The sequence below is a fragment of the Polyangium jinanense genome (assembly GCF_028435265.1).
Classification (GTDB): Bacteria; Myxococcota_A; Polyangia; order Polyangiales; family Polyangiaceae; genus Polyangium; species Polyangium jinanense.
Window position 1 is genome coordinate 19,470 of the sequence record NZ_JAGTJK010000081.1, and the last position, 13,597, is coordinate 33,066.

9 protein-coding genes are annotated in these 13,597 nt (G+C 67.0%); 3 read left to right on the top strand and 6 right to left on the bottom strand.

Annotated features, from left to right (window positions below; translation table 11 throughout):
- Nucleotides 1–151 precede the first annotated feature (151 nt).
- From KEG38_RS51040 to KEG38_RS51060, 5 genes are all read right to left on the bottom strand, one after another.
- A complete protein-coding gene (locus KEG38_RS51040; RefSeq protein ID WP_272428206.1) occupies nt 152–289 on the bottom strand; it encodes a hypothetical protein in 138 nt (45 codons plus the stop codon).
- A 37-nt stretch (nt 290–326) separates the two neighbouring features.
- On the bottom strand, nt 327–2,222 hold the full coding sequence (locus KEG38_RS51045) for an FG-GAP repeat domain-containing protein (protein WP_272428208.1): 1,896 nt from the start codon (nt 2,220–2,222) through the stop codon (nt 327–329).
- A 31-nt stretch (nt 2,223–2,253) separates the two neighbouring features.
- Nucleotides 2,254–3,477 (bottom strand): Kelch repeat-containing protein, encoded by a 1,224-nt coding sequence (locus KEG38_RS51050; RefSeq protein ID WP_272428209.1) that lies wholly within the window; start codon nt 3,475–3,477, stop codon nt 2,254–2,256.
- 545 nt (nt 3,478–4,022) lie between these two features.
- A complete protein-coding gene (locus tag KEG38_RS51055; RefSeq protein ID WP_272428210.1) occupies nt 4,023–4,847 on the bottom strand; it encodes a hypothetical protein in 825 nt (274 codons plus the stop codon).
- The gene (locus tag KEG38_RS51060; protein WP_272428211.1) at nt 4,844–6,331 is read right to left on the bottom strand and encodes an OmpP1/FadL family transporter; all 1,488 of its coding nucleotides are present in this window, start codon (nt 6,329–6,331) and stop codon (nt 4,844–4,846) included. Before KEG38_RS51060 ends, KEG38_RS51055 begins: the two co-directional genes overlap by 4 nt.
- A 1,009-nt stretch (nt 6,332–7,340) precedes the next feature.
- Between KEG38_RS51060 and KEG38_RS51065 the strand changes: the two genes are divergently transcribed.
- The 3 genes from KEG38_RS51065 to KEG38_RS51075 all read left to right on the top strand — a co-directional run bounded on the left by KEG38_RS51065 (nt 7,341) and on the right by KEG38_RS51075 (nt 11,802).
- Complete coding sequence (locus tag KEG38_RS51065) at nt 7,341–9,569, top strand: RCC1 domain-containing protein (RefSeq protein WP_272428212.1); 2,229 nt, start codon at nt 7,341–7,343, stop codon at nt 9,567–9,569.
- Between the two features lie 580 nt (nt 9,570–10,149).
- Complete coding sequence (locus tag KEG38_RS51070) at nt 10,150–11,214, top strand: hypothetical protein (RefSeq protein WP_272428213.1); 1,065 nt, start codon at nt 10,150–10,152, stop codon at nt 11,212–11,214.
- Between the two features lie 411 nt (nt 11,215–11,625).
- Nucleotides 11,626–11,802: a cupin domain-containing protein gene (locus KEG38_RS51075; protein ID WP_272428214.1), complete on the top strand. Its 177-nt coding sequence runs from the start codon at nt 11,626–11,628 to the stop codon at nt 11,800–11,802.
- Nucleotides 11,803–11,872: 70 nt separating this feature from the next.
- Here KEG38_RS51075 and KEG38_RS51080 read toward each other — a convergent pair whose 3' ends face one another.
- Nucleotides 11,873–13,033, bottom strand: a complete 1,161-nt coding sequence (locus tag KEG38_RS51080; RefSeq protein WP_272428215.1) for an NAD(P)H-dependent flavin oxidoreductase — start codon at nt 13,031–13,033, stop codon at nt 11,873–11,875.
- Nucleotides 13,034–13,597 lie beyond the last annotated feature (564 nt).

Below are 13,597 nucleotides of genomic sequence, written 5' to 3' on the forward strand. Positions count from 1 at the left end.
TCACGGTCCTGCTGTGCCGGAGACTCACCGTCATCGAGCCGCGAGCGCGCGCAGCGAGCGGTGCTTGGCGGCTAACGCCAACGCGCCCGGCAGCAATAGGGGTGCGATGGATGCTTTCGTCATTCTGGTCCCTTCCATCATCGTCAAGTTTTCAGCGGCGACCGTTCGGCCGACTGTCGTTATCAACCATGCTCTCCCCGGCCAGCGCGCCCTTGGGCTGGCTGCCCGCGTTGATCGTGAATGCCTGCACCTTGGCCTGCTCTCGGCCGCTGAAGGTGCCGCTGACCATCGACGAGCGCGTGAACGCGCCACCGGGGAGGGGCGCGTCAGGGCGCGCAGGTCGAGAGGAACACGTTCACGGGGCCCTCGCCCCCGACGACGAAGTCCGCCCGGCCGTCCGCGTTCAGGTCGGCTGCCGTCATGCGGTAGACGCCGTTCGACAAGGGGTACGTGATCGGCGTGCCGAAGCTCGCGTCCCCCGGGTTGACGAACAGGTGGACGGCGTCCCCGTTCGAGCTGGCGAGGGCGAGATCCAGGTCGCCATCGCCGTCCACGTCCCCCGCCGCGACATCGCTGGAGAGCGTCGGCACGGCATGGCCGACCGCGGCGGCGAAGCTGCCGTCGCCCTGGTTCAGGAACACGCTCACGCCGAAGGTGGCGTTGCCATAGGGCGCGGCCAGATCGAGCATCCCGTCGCCGTTCAGGTCGGCGATCTCGATCGAGAAAGCTTGCACGCCGGTGACCGGGTACGACGTCGATGCGCCGAAGGTTCCGTCCCCCTGATTGAGGAGGACGTAGACGCGGCCGCTGCGCGAAAACGCGAGGTCGGGCTTGCCGTCCTTGTTGAGGTCCCCGGCCTTGAGCACGGCGCTACCGATCCCGCTCGTCGTCACCGGGTAGTCGACCTTGGCCGCGAACGTGCCGTCGCCCTGGTTCAGGAACACGCTCACGTTGTTGTCGGCCAAGTACGCGACGGCGAGGTCCACGTCGCCGTCGCTGTCCACGTCTGCGGCCGCGAGGCCGTACGGGAACCCGTTCGTCGGGTAATTCACGGTCGCGGCGAGGGTGCCGTCGCCCTGGTTCAGCATCACCTGCAGGGTTCCGGTGATGCTGGAGCCGAGGAAGGCGATGTCCGTCTTGCCGTCGCCGTTCAGGTCCGCCGCGGAGACGGCGGCGCTCTCCCCCCCCACAGTGTATTGAACCAGCGGTCCGAACGTGCCGTCGCCCAGGCCGAGGCGCACGCTCACCTGGCCGCTGTTTCTGTGCACGGTGACGAGGTCGAGCTTGCCGTCGCCGTCGAGGTCCGGCGCCACGACGTCTCCATTCGCGGACGCCATGGCGACCGTCGTGGCGACGAGGCTGTAGCCACTCGGGCAGACACACGCGCCGGCCGTGCAGGTCTCGTTCACGGCGCAGACGAGCGGATCCGCGCCCTGACACATGCCGGCCTGGCACGTGTCCGTTTGCGTGCACGCGTCGCCGTCCGCGCAGGTGGTGCCGTCCGGCGCGTCGGCCACGGCTGGCTGACCGGCGCTGCACGAGGGGACCTTGCAGGGGTCCGCGTCGTCGGGCGGCAGGTCGGTGTCGTCGGCGATGGTGGTGGTGTCGCCGCTGCCGTCACACACGATCGCGCTGCAATCCCCGGAGGCCTGCATGGCCACGGGCGTGTTCGCGGGCGTGAAGCTCACGCCGCAGACCCCGGCCTCGCACGTGCGCGCCTTGCATTCGTCGTCCATGCCCGCGCAATCGGCCGGCGTGTTGCAGCCGATGCACATGCCATTGCCGTCGCACACGAGGCCCGCGCCGCAGGCGGAGCCCGCCGAAAGCGGGGGGTTCGACGGCACGCCCGCGGTGCACACGTCGCTCGTGCATTCGTTCATGTCGTCGGGCAGGTCGGCGTCGTCGGCTTGCTGGATCACGACGCCGTTGCCGTCACACACGGCCTCTTGGCAATCGCCCGTCACCTGATCGGGCAGGGCGGTCCCGGCTGCCGTGGGCTTGTGCGTGGGCACGCCGTCCTCGCAGACGTCCTCCGTGCAGGGATTCTCGTCGTCCTCGGGGGTGCATTCGCCGCCGCCCGCGCCGCCATTGCCGCCCGCGCCGCCGCTCCCGCCGGCGCCGATGTCGATCTCGCTGCGGTCGACCTTGGCGATGAGCTCACAGCCGAGCGAACCGCCCGAAAGCAGGACGAGCAGTAGGGGTGTGATGGATGCTTTCGCCATTCTGGGTTCTTTCATCATCGTCAAGTTCTTTTCAGCGCTTCGACCAGGTCAGCTTCCACAGGTCGTCGAAGAACGAGCTCGAGCCACCATCGGAGGAGGACCCGCCGTGGAGGAAGAGCTCGAAGGCCGCCTGCGTCTCGCGCACGAAGGAGACGCCTCCCACGCGCGCCGGGGGAATCGGGGCGATGGGATCGAGGGTCATCTCGGTCCACCGGTTTTCCGCCATCGAGTAGAACCAGAGATCATTCGAAACCCTGTCGAACCCGCTCCCGCCGAAGACGACGAGCCCGCCGTGCGCGGTATCGAAAAAGACCACGGCGTTGTCGCGCGGTGACGGCAGATCTCCCTCCGGGTGGAGCTGGGTCCAGGTGAACGTATCGAGGCTGAGCGACCAGAGATCATTCTCGTAGTTGGTCGGACCGAAGAGCTCACCGGGCGGCGTGTCCGGCCCCTGGTCCGCCCCGAGGCGGTAGCCGCCGAAGATCAGTAGCGAATGGGTGGCCGGATCGTACGCACCCGCGGGCCAGGCCCGCGGCGCGGGCTTCTCGCCGTAGGTCGGGACGATTTGCCAGCCCGCCTCCTCGTCGTAGATGGCGAGGTCGTCGCGCAGACCGGTGGGCGTCGTGGCGAATCGCGGCAGCGTATTGCCCACGCCGCCGAACGCATAAAACGTCTTCTTCTTCGGGTGGCCGATCGCCGGCACCCCCACGACCGCGGCGGACGAGCGGCGCATGGCGAATGGATCTCCCTGCTCCTCTTGCGGGGCCAGTTCCCATTGACGACTCTTCGTGTGGTAGGTCCACATCTCGGGGAACATGTGATCCGAGCCGGTCCGGAACCGGCCCCGGCCGCCGACGATGCTCACGCAATTGCCGCAGGGGCCGGGGATCATCAGCGTGTCGGCCCGCGGGGCGGGGGTCTCGGGCGACCCGAGGTTCGTCCACGTCATCGTGGAGAGGTCGAGGGAGTAGAAGTCGTTCACGGTGAAATCGGTGGGGAACGCCCCGATCTGGCCGCCAAAACGGTAGACGATATCGGGATCGTTACTGCGCGCGAACGAGATGCCGGCCTCCCAGAGCGCGGTCGGGACGTCGCCATGCTGCGGGACGGCCTCCCATTGCGGAGCCGTGGTGAGCCCCACGCAGGTCGCCACCGAAAGCGCCTCCGGCGAGGAAGCCTCGAGCGACGTGGGGTCTTGCGCGCTGCAGGCGGCCATGGCGAGCGTTGCCGCGAGGCCGGCGCAACGGCGGCGCATGGATCCGCGAAGCGGAAGGAAAAGATGAGTCATCGATGGATCTCCTGGTGGAAGCGAGGTCGTACGGGAGCGGCGAATGAGATACGCGTGGTCAACCGCCCGACCACCCCTTCAACGTCGCTGCGTTCATGGAAACGGAAGAGTATCTCATCGGCGGACGCACCATAGCCGAAGCGCACGGGCGCTTGCCAGAGCCGTCGCCCAGGACAGAGCCGGATCGTCGCGCTGCCACGTGTTTTTTTGCGCTTTTTGATCAGCCTTGCGTTTTTCGATCAGCCAGCCCCGCGCGATCCACACCACACAACCGCCATTTTGCTCGGCGGCATCATCCGTGCTCCTGAGCCACGCACTCGCGATAGCGCGAGTTTATGGAGCATCGCCCACCGAGCAATCCTGCCGCGCCCAACTTCGTGGCCTCGTCGGCATGCAGGGAGGTGACGGCTCTTGTCACGTCCTTCGTGGCCTTGCGGATGTCAATGATGTGACGAAAAAAGCCGCGAGAGGGGCCTCTCGCGGCTTTCACGGATGGCGCGGCGAAGCCTACGTCAGTTGCAGTAGTCGCCGTTGAGCGAGCAGGGAACGCAGACCTGGAACGCCTCGGGGCAGTCTTTCTGCGACAAGATGATGTCGATGGTGCTCACCAGCGGGATGCACGTGGGGAGGCATCGACCTTCGCCCAGAACGATGCCCGCGTCGCAGGTCGGCGGCACGTAGTTCGTGTCGCCGAAACCCGTCGGGACGCAGACGTCGTCCTCCGGGGTTTCGCCGCACGAGTCTTCGCCGAGCTTCTCTTCCTTGTCGTCGGGTATGAGCGTCCGCGGCGCGCAGCTCCCGCCGCCCTTGCCCTCGCAACAGGTCGGGAAGGTGACCGGGGGCTCGACCGGGGCGTCGCAGACGCTCGCGTCGCACGCTCCACTCGACTCGCCCGTGAACGGGTCGTAGCAAGGCGCGCAGAGCTTTCCGTCCTCGCAGACGTCCTGCGGGAGCTGGTCCCGCTTTGCATGGATCTGCGGGACGCAGAGCGACATGCAGCGGCCTTCGGCGCCGCCGATGGACTCGCAGACGGGCGGCTTCGTGAGGCCGTCGGTGACGACGAGCTCCACGGGTACGCAGTGCGAGGGCGCCGTGGTGTTCGCGCAGGGCGCGAGGAGCTCGAGTTGCTCGGCGCCGAGCTGATTGTCGTCGACGCAGCGGCCGCGCGCCTGGTGCTCGGGCATATCGCCGCAGATCCCGAGGTCACACGTCGGAAAGACGTCGAGAAGCACGTCGAGACCTTCCGGATTGCACTGCTCGGACGGCTCGGGCACCCCGACGCTCAAATCGGCGATGCAGCCCGCGAGAAGGAGGGTCAAAAAAGCGTACTTCTTCATTGCCGTTCCCTGTTTGCCGGGTCCTCGGAGGTTTTGGCGGCGGCAAGCGTGGGCTTGGATTCTGGCGCCGGCAGCTCGAACGTGAGGCCGAGGGCGATCACGTGGACGCCGCCTCGGTAGCGTCCGCCATTGATGTAGACGGTGCGGCTCGGGTCATCGAGAGGCGGCGGACGGGAGCCGACTCCCTGCTCGATGCGCGCGTCCCCGGGCGCGACGGTCGTGTCCGGCTGGAAGATTTTCGAGTAGCCGAAGTTGAGCTGCAACGCTTGGTGCACGCGGACGCTGGCGCCGACGTGGAGGGCCGTTCGAGGCGCGAGAAAGTTCTCCACCGACTGGTATCCGTGCGTGTTGCCGTTGCTCTCGTAGGAGACGCCCGCGCGGAGCCACAAGCGATCCGGCAAGACGATGGCGTCGCCGCCCGCGCGGAGGACGAACTGGTTCCTCCATCGTCGTTCGACGTACTTGACGTCCGGGAGCGCGCCGAGCGGCATTCCATCGACGCTCACGTCGATCGGGAGCGCCGCGTCGTCGGGGATGTCGACCGTCGTCTGCTGCGTCGCCGCGTGGCCCTGGTACGCCACGTCCACCTCGACGTCGAAGCGGGAGTGGGCGTAGCGAAGCGCAACGGCGGTCTCCCAGCCAAATGGCTGGTTCACCTTCACGCCGTCGACGCGCGTCGAGAAGCCACCGCCACTGAGGCCCGAGAGGAAAAGCGCAGCGTCGGCGTTCACGTCGGCCGTGTAGGTCGTGATCGAGGCGATGGAGAAGCCGTCGATCGGCTCGGCATCGACCGCGAAGACGACCTTCGGCACGAAGTAGTCGACCCCGGAGAGCGCGTTACGCGTGTCGAGCGTCGGCCCCGCCCCCGGCATGCCGGCCGTGTACGAGATGCTCTTGACCATCACGATCCCGGAGCCGAACGAGAGGCCCGCACGGATCCTTTCGTGCAGCGAGGCGCTGAACCCGACCGTCGGGAAGAGCGCCGAGTTGTCCGTGATGACGTTCGCGTGCCGCGACGGAGAGGCAACGCGCTGCCCATCGACCTCGATCGTGCCATCGGTCGGGTCGCCGAACTCGAGCTTGGATGTCGCGGAAGGCGGCGGCAGGATGCCGAACGCGATCCCGAACCGCTTACCGAGCGGGATCGAGACGCCGAGCTGCGGCACGATGAGCGGACCCGCCTCGTTGCAGACCGTCGGGTACGTCGTGCCGTCGAGGTCCTCGCGATCGAAGCAGACCTCGGTGACGTGGAGCTGCGCGTCGAGCCCCATGTTCCAGCGTTTCGTGAGGTGCAGGCGGGCGGGGTTGTACCGCAGTGCGTCGAAGCCCGTCGCAGAGGCGCCCATCGCGCCACCGCGACCGACGGCGCGTGCGCCCGCGACGGTAGACTCGATGCCTCCGGCGTGACCAACCCGAGGGCTCGAAAGCGAGAGGAGCCCGTAAACCAGGCTCGTCCAAGAGAGGATACGGACAACTTCAGACACGACGGGGCCTCCGTGGGCAACGCGGGGCGGGGCCGGGCTTGCTCGACGGCGCAACGGCACCGCATCGGCCAGCGCTGGCACTGCCATCATTGAAAGCCAGTCCTGGCTTCCCGAGCTTGTTCCTATCGCTCTGACGCAATGGCTCGTGTTCGACCTGCCATGGCTCTCTCGCGGACACACCTATTTGGCTTGACGTCCCGCCCACTCCGTACCTCCGGCCAAGACGTTACCAGACTTCGCCAGCCGAGGGATCACGAGGAAACGAGTATCGGAGGCTTGTCGCTACATTCCCTCCTCGAGCCACGCCACCCGCGCACCGCACCCCTTCACGGCCAGAGCAGATTATGCCAGTGGCATTAAATACCAGCGCATCCGCGTAGACCTACCCCGCGAGCACGACGAGCAGAGGGGGGCGGCCCGCCACTTTCACGGAAGCGGCAACCGAGATCTGATTGTGTACCGCTGTTGAGGAAGGGGGGTAGGTCGAGCGCCGGATCGGCCATGGGCCTTGCAAGGTGTGGCGGGGCCATGGCGGAGGGTGGCGGGCGTCAGGGATGATCGATGAAGAGCTCGGCAATCGGCCCGCCTTTCGTTTGGCACGCCGCGCGCGATGGCGCCGCGCGTGGGTCCTTCGAACGCGCTTTCCGCATTGCATGGCGGCGACCGGTACGAGCGGCATCGACCGGAGGACACGGTTCCTTTACCGGGTCGTGCAGCGCGTATTGGGACTCGTTTCGGGAGCGCGTGGAAGCGATTGGGAGTTTGCCGCGATTCGTCGTGCGCGAGGGCAAATGGGCCGGTTGGTTACCCTAAGCGCCGTGCTCGCACTCCGGCCTGAGGCGCTGACGGCGCAGGTGTCGGACACTGTCCGATTCGAGGGGTTGTATCGTGGCTCGCCCGCAGTGTAATGAGGAAAACGGGCACGCCGTCGTCGCACGCTTCTTTGCCCTCGCGACGAAACGCGACGTTTGCGCGCCCTCTCGCCGTCTCCTCCCAAGAAGGAACTCAAGTGATCAATCATCGATTCTATGTACCGCTGTGGCTCGGGCCGCTCGTTTTGCTTGCGGGCGCCTGTGGCGTCGATTCCTCGGGGATGAGCGCTGGAGGAGACGGGGGCGGGCAGGCCGCGAGTCCGGCGTCGGAGGAGACGGCCGAGGCGCGGGCAGCGTTGACGGCGGGAGCGGGCAGCCTGGGTGACTGCAACGGGAACCCGGCGCGCTGCGCGGTGGTGAGCCTTGCTGCCGGCGAGTCCCATACCGTGGCGCTGAAGTCGGACGGCACGGTCTGGACCTGGGGGTACAACAACTTCGGTCAGCTCGGGAACGGCACGACCGTCGATGGACACACGCCCGTGCAAGTGAACGGCCTCGCTGGAGTCACCGCGGTGGGGGCGGGCTACGGACACACCGTGGCGCTGAAGTCGGACGGCACGGTCTGGGCCTGGGGCCGGAACACCGAAGGCCAGCTCGGCGACAACTCCACCATCAATCGATCCACTCCTGGGCAGGTAAGCGGCCTCGGCGGTGTCGCTGCGGTGGCGGTGAACGGCTACCACACGGTCGCGCTGAAGTCGGACGGCACGGTCTGGACCTGGGGGCGAAACGATTACGGTCAGCTTGGCGACAACACCAACACGCCTCGAAGTACGCCTGCGCAGGTGGCCGGGCTGAGCGACATCACCGCGGTGGCGGCTGGCTTCGACCACACCGTGGCGCTGAAGTCGAGCGGGACGCTCAAGGCCTGGGGGCACAACCTGAACGGCCAGCTCGGGGACAACACCACCGTCGACCGACGCACACCCGTGACCGTGGCCGGGCTGAACAACGTCACCGCCATCACGGCGGGCATGTACACCACCCTGGCGCTGAAGTCGGACGGCACGGTCTGGGCCTGGGGGCGAAACAGCCACGGCCAGCTTGGCGACTCGACGTTCACCGAGCGACACCTTCCCACGAGCCTGTTCTTGTTCGGTGCTGCCATTGCGGTGGCGGGGGGCGGCGACCACAATCTGGCGCTGAGGTCGGACGGCACGGTCTGGGCCTGGGGCCGGAACACCCAAGGCCAGCTCGGCGACAACTCCACCATCAATCGAAACACGCCTGGGCAGGTGACCGACCTCGGCGGAATCACCGCGGTGGCGGGAGGCCACAGTCAGACCGTGGCGCTGAAGTCGGACGGCACGGTCCGGGCCTGGGGGGACAACCTCCATGGGCAGCTCGGGGACGGTACCACCATCGAAAGCCACTTACCCGTGCAAGCGAGCGGACTGAGTCTCTTCTCGCTGTGCAGCGGCATGTCCGCGTGTGACGTGGGGACAGGGACTTGCGTCACCGCGCCGCTGCCGAACGGCTCGTCGTGCGACGATGGCAATGCCTGCACGCAGACGGATACGTGCCAGTCGGGGACGTGCACCGGCGCCAACCCGGTGATGTGCGCTGCGGTGGACCCGTGCCATACGGCGGGCACGTGCAACGCGGCGACGGGCGTGTGCTCCAGCGGCGCGCTCGAGCCAAACGGCACGTCGTGCGACGATGGCAATGCCTGCACGCAGACGGATACGTGCCAGTCGGGTACGTGCACCGGCGCGAACCCGGTGACGTGCGCGGCACCCGACCAGTGCCACGATGCGGGCATCTGCGATGTCGCGACGGGCCTATGCTCCACACCGGCAAAGGCCAATGGGGCGGAATGCGACGATGGCGACGCGTGCACGCAAACGGACACGTGCCAGAATGGGATGTGTAGCGGTGGCAACGTGCTTGTCTGCCCGCCGGTGGGCGAGTGCGAAGTTGGGCTCTGCAACCCGGTCAATGGGGTGTGCTCACCGATCCATAAGCCGGACAATACGCCTTGTGCAGGCGGGGTTTGCCTCGCCGGCGTGTGCCAGGTCGAGGGACCGACGTCGAGCGCGAGCTCGAGCTCGAGCGCGACCGGGACCGGCGGTGGCGGCGGTGGCGGCGGCAGCGCGACCGGGACCGGCGGTGGCGGCGGTGGCGGCGGCAGCGCGACCGGGACCGGCGGGATGATGGCGACGAGCACGAGCACGGGTGAAACGACGAGCACGACCACGGGTGCAGGCGCAGGCGGTAGCACCGGGGAAATCCCGTCGAGCGAGAGTGGCTGTGGCGCCTGCGTCGTCGGGGGCGGCTCGGCGAACGGAGCCCCCTGGATCGGTCTCGGGCTCTTGCTCGCGCTGCGGCGAAGGCGGCAGGGCGCTCGGGTAGGCGCGCGGCCGTGAGGTGAGCGCCCCTGCTTCGCGCACCTCGATACAGGGCACTTCGCGGCACCGTGGAAGCGGTCAGGCGAATGCCCGCTCGGGCTATCTCATCCAGGTGGCGGGCACCGTGAAGCGCGGAAAGCCCGAGACGGCTGCGCGCGCCGAAGTCTTGAGGAAGCCTTTGCGTGGAGCACGCGCGCGTCCAGGGAGAAGGCCGAGCAAGCGGGAGCCGCCCCAGCCAATGGAAGCGCTGGCGATTCCGCAGGAGCCGGGCCGACCGGCGTCTGATCGGTATTGGGACAGGGCCTCGATGCCCCCGAACGAGCCCCCGAGCTTTCCCCAAAGCAAACGGCGACCCCTCCCGGGGTCCTTTCCACCCAGCAAATACGGCCCGGTCGTGGGTAATGCGCGCGCTCGTGCCTCTCCGCCAACCGACCCAGGTTGAGGTGGCATCTCGCGCGCTTCTGCCTGACATGCGCGCCGCTGCCCCCTGACTGCATTGTAGGGATGCGCAGATGTCGTGCGCCCGCTAGCTTCGGCCCATGATTGAACCGAGGAGCGCTGCGGCGTGCCCCGGCTCGATGCCGACAGGAGGGGAGCCATGTCGAGACGGACGTGCTGGGTCGTTTCGTGCGCGGCGCTCGCGGGGTGCGTCGGCGGCGCGGAGGAAGCCCTGGTGGGCGAGGCGCGCGCAGCGCTGGGCCCGCCGAGCTGCGAAGACGCCGCGCGCTACGAGCTCCGGGACGTGGGCGGCGCGCAGTTCAACAACATCACGCTGGACCCGTCGATCCTGCCGCTCGCCGACGTGGGCAAGGTGCTGGCGAACGATCAGGTCCACATGCTGCGCGCCGCCGCCGAAAACGGCCTCCATGTGCTGAACAAGCACGTGCCTGCGTTCTTCATTTTCGACGACCAGGGCAACGTGTCGCAGATCCGGGCGGGAGGCTTCTACCAGTGCGCCACCCTGCTCGACTGCCAGGGTTACATCTCGGAGGTGGTGGCGAATTACCGCCTCGACGGCGTGCTGTTCGTCGACCGGCCCGAGTTCAACCACAGCTTCCAGGGCCACGCCTACGAGGTGCTCGGCGGCGCGCAGTTCCGCCCGCTCACCGACGATTATGCCATCAAGATCACGCGCTGGCAGATCACCACGACGCAAACGCACGCGCTGCGCGCCAACCTGACCGCGCGCTGGAACTCGCGCATGCGTGAAACCGCGTGCAGGCGCGGGACGCTGGCGCAGGCGCTGCTCCTGTGGAGCGACGCCGAGCAGGTGGTGGCCGAGGTGGTGATCGGCGTGAAGCGGAACGAGCCTCCGCCCTACTTCGAGGCCACGCTCGCGGGCCTCGCATCGGAGCCCGTGCTCGATCCCGACATGGACGCGCTACCGCTCGTACGCATCCCACCCGACGTCACCGACACCTACTTCGTGCTCACCTACTGGCCGGGCGCATTCGAGCCGTCCCTGTGGCTCAACTCGCCGTCCACCACGCCGGACGGCCCGCTCCCCGAGCCCTTCTGCGGCGACGGCTCGTGCAACACCACCGCTGCCAACGTCGAGAACGTGGCCACATGCCCCGCCGACTGCTTGGCCACCTGCGGCAACGGGAGCTGCGACCCCGGCGAAAGTGCCGTCACCTGCGCCGTCGATTGCCTGCCGCAGTGACACAAGCCAGCGGTCTCGTTCTTCCAGAGCAACAGCCTCGCAGCCCTTTGCTTGGAGGCTCGACCCGAATTGAGGAGCACACCATGTCCCTTCGTTTGCTTGTCGCCTGTCCGCTCGTCCTCTGGGGCTGCGATGCCAATCCCATCGCCGATCCCGCCCTCCACGATCCCCCAATCGCTGAAGTCGAGCAGGCGCAATCTGGTGCTGGCGTCGATTCCTATCGTATAGGGGCCCCCATGGACGACGCCGACTTCGTGGATGTCACCTCGCAGATCCCGGCGCTCGGAGGCACCGTGCTCGAGGGCGATCCGACGATCAAGATCCGGTTCGACGCTCCACCCGACGGCGTGACTGCGCACGGCGTGTTCGAGCAACTCGGCGCAGCGCGCCTCCGCATCGTCTTCCCCTTCGATGAGCACATCCCAGGTGCTCCACGGCTTGCTCGAGATCACGGACAGCGACGGCAACGAGTTCTCTCTAAAACCGGGCGATGCATACTTCATCGCGCAGGGTTCGATCGTCACCTGGGAGGTCCTCACGCCGGTCTTCCAGAAGTCGTTCTTCGACTACACCCATCCTGCGCACTGACTCCATGCAGAAGGGTCAGGTAGCCCGAGAGATTGAAAATGCGCGTACGGGTTTCAACAGGCCGCTACAGCTACAGGTATTCGTCTTCGAGAAGCGCTCTCGCTTGCCCGACCATGTCTTCGATGATCTGGGCGGCGGGCTTGATGTCGTTCACCAGGGGTGCGCTCTTCTCCCCTGCCGGCATGCACATTTCCTCGAAGTCGCCTGTCGTATCGGGCGTGGGAAGAATCCCCGAGAACTTCGGCATGTCGTAGGGGACGCCGAAGAGGAGCGTCGTGCCGATGAGCGCCGGCGGCGGCGGCGGCACCGGAATCTCGTCCTCTCGGCCCGCCCACTCGTTGACGACACGGTTGCGGATCGTGCGGACGGGCGCGCCAGGCCACTCGGGTCCGAACATCGTGGTGATGACCGTATCTCCTTCTCCCGCGGCAACGATGCGTTGCTTGTACTCAGGGTGGCAGTAGGCTTCGACGGACGCCATCATGCGTGTCCCGACCCAGGCTCCCTCGGCGCCCAACTTGAGCGCCTTCTTCAGCGTCTTGCCATCCGCAATGCCACCTGCGGCGAGCACGATACGGGGTGCGACTGCCTCGACCACGGCCGGAAGGAGCACGTCGAGCGGGGTTACGGCCCCGCCGCCTGCGTCTTCCTGCGCGGCACCACGAACGTGGCCGCCTGCTTCCTTGCCTTGGGCGATGATGGCGTCGATGCCGACGTTCACTGCTTCCAGCGCGCCTGCCAGGGAGCCGACCTGCATCCAGACCTTGGCGCCAGCGGCATGCAGTTTGGCTACCCAGCTCGCAGGCGGCGTGTTCCAGAAGAAGACGACGATCCTCACGCCCTCCTGGACACAAACGTCGATGTGTTCCTCCGTGACGGAAGGAACGGCTCCACCGAAGAGGCTCACATGGACGAGATCCACTCCGAATGGGCGGTTCGTCAATGCTTTGACCTCTTGGATCCGTTGAGCGAGATGCGCCGGGCTCTCCGGAGAGCCGCCTAGAACACCCAGTGCGCCGGCGTTGGAAATGGCGGCCACGAGGCTCGGCAGCGCGTGAAAAGCGATGCCGGCGCCCACGATGGGAAAGGTGATCCCGTATTCTTCGGTGAGCCTCGTGCAGAGGGAGCTCGAACCGTTGTTACACTTCTTCTGCTCCCCGTCTTTCAGCAGCTGGTCGTCCTCGCCGACCGGCTCCCCTTCGATGACGGCATTGGCGCAGCCGACGGTCAACGCGGCACCACCTAGGCCGAGCATCTGAAGAATGCGACGGCGACCGACGACGGACGAAGCGGACTCTGCGTGAGCGCCACCCAATGTTGTCATGTTTGTTCCCTCCCTACGATTCGTTAGCGACAGGGCAGCTTATCAGATTCGCCGAGACTCGGCATTCGGAGAGGATGGCGAATTGTTACTGCAATGCCTGGGGCGGAGATGGCACGCTCGAGCCCTGCCCGAGCACTCCCGACTGTCCTTGCAACCGAGCGAAGTCCTGAGACCCACGCATTCCGTTCGCGTAGCGAAGCAGCTTTTCGAGGGCTGGAAGTAGACCTTTTGCGGCGGCCAGGTGCACCCCAAGGTGGGACGTACGCTTGGGCCGTTCCCGCGTCACTGGAACCACCGCCAACGCCGCCCTGTCTGTCCAGGCCCACCACCCTGTCCAGCGGGTGCTGGAGGTACCCTTTTTTCCGGTGACTCGTCTCCCCAAATGAAGGCGCAAGCTCCCACCGATTGACCTACCTCGTCGCAAAGCGGGAGCGGAAGCGGGAGCGGGAGCGGGAGCGGGAGCGGGAGCGG